The sequence below is a fragment of the Steroidobacter sp. genome (assembly GCF_016790065.1).
In the GTDB taxonomy this organism is placed as follows: domain Bacteria; phylum Pseudomonadota; class Gammaproteobacteria; order Steroidobacterales; family Steroidobacteraceae; genus Steroidobacter.
The window spans coordinates 1-1530 of sequence record NZ_JAEUPY010000809.1 but is presented as its reverse complement, the minus strand read 5'-3'; the positions used below and the strand labels follow the sequence as shown (position 1 = coordinate 1530).

The following is a 1530-nucleotide window of genomic DNA, read 5'->3' as shown; positions in this document are numbered from 1 at the left end:
ATGTCCGCGCGCCAGATTGCGCCACCCTCCAGATCGTTCCAGGTGACATAGGCGAGATAGCGCCCGTCCGGCGACCAAGCAGGAAAGAATGCACCGTCCGAGCCCGAACTGATGGCACGCGATGACCTCGCGCCCTCACCCAGGCGCTGTACCCAGATGCGATTGAGCGCCGAGAACGCAAGCCAGCGACCATCAGGCGAGCGTTGCGCCTGCTCGATGCGGCGGACCACGACGTTGTCGTCGCGCAGTGGATATTCGAACTGCGCGAGTGGCGCGAGTTCGACGTCGACGTCAGCGCTGAACGGCACCACCGTCGCTGCGCCGTCGGTGAGCGAAACACGCTGAATCTTTCCCTGATACGCAATCAACAGCGCTTGGCCATCCGGCGTGAACGCGGCGCCGGGAAACAGATCGCGACGAGGCGCAGTTTCGTCTTCGGCATCTCGATCGAGTTCGGGAGCGAGCCACCGTGCCTCGCGTGACTGCAGATCCACGAGCTTCAGACGAAACTTGTGATTCCACCGTGTGCCATAAATGACCGAGCGCCCGTCCGGGCTCAGCAGCGGACGCATCGCTCCGTTGAGCTCGTCGGTGAACGGCTCGATGGCGCCGGTGGCCAGATCGATCGCGGCAACCTGCCATTCGCCAAAACTCGGCCACTTCGCCGGCCGCTGAATGCTCGCGAACAATCGGCGCGGGTCTTTGCCGAACGTGGCACCAAGCACCGCCGTTGGTGCGGGACCGCCGGCTGCATTGCTGGACGACGCGACGCCGGTCAACTGTCGTCCCGATCCGCCCGCATCGAGAGCGTAAGTGAACAGTTGATACTCACGCCCATGCCCGGTACTGCGCGTGCTCTTGGAAACGACGATCTCGTCACCCGCCGGGCTCCACTCGGGCGAAATGAAGAACGACTCCGTGTCGTGCGTCAGTGCCCGCAACTCGCCACTCGGCACGTCCATGAGCCAGATGTTGTCGGCGCCGCTGCGATCGCTGACGAATGCGATGGAGCGCCCATCCGGCGAATAGCGAGGTTGCGCATCGAACGCCGAACCGCTCGTCAAACGTTGCGCCGGGCCGCCGGAAACCGGCATCGTGTAGAGGTCGCCCACGAGTTCGAACACCAGGCTGCGTCCATCGGGCGACACATCCAGTGACACCCATGTGCCCTCATTTGCAGTGAAGCGCACGTGACGCGACTCGACGCCGCCTCGCGAGGCCGACATCGCTGATGAAACCGTGAGCGCGGCCAGCACACAGCCAGCCGCTCTCACGATCGCGAGCATACGCTCGCGAACGCCTTCTATAGCCATTGAATTCCGCCTAGAACCGGTAACGAACGCTGCCGGTGAGTTGGCGCGGCGGATTCACCTGATAACCGAGATTCAGTCGCTCGAAAGTATTCGAGTAGTACTCTTCGTCGAGCAGATTGGAGGCAGTGAGTTCGAAGCGCCACGCAGCGAGCGTATAGAAACAACGCAACTCGACCTCGGTGAAATCGCCAAGGAACTGGATCGGCGTGTTGGCCCC

Annotated in this window: 2 pseudogenes; both read right to left on the bottom strand. The window is 62.8% G+C overall.

The annotated features are described in order from the left end of the window. Nucleotides 1-1226 (bottom strand): annotated as a pseudogene (locus tag JNL55_RS32760) (amidohydrolase); the annotation flags it as partial. A gap of 97 nt (nt 1227-1323) precedes the next feature. Continuing rightward, nucleotides 1324-1530: pseudogene (locus JNL55_RS32755) on the bottom strand (TonB-dependent receptor); the annotation flags it as partial.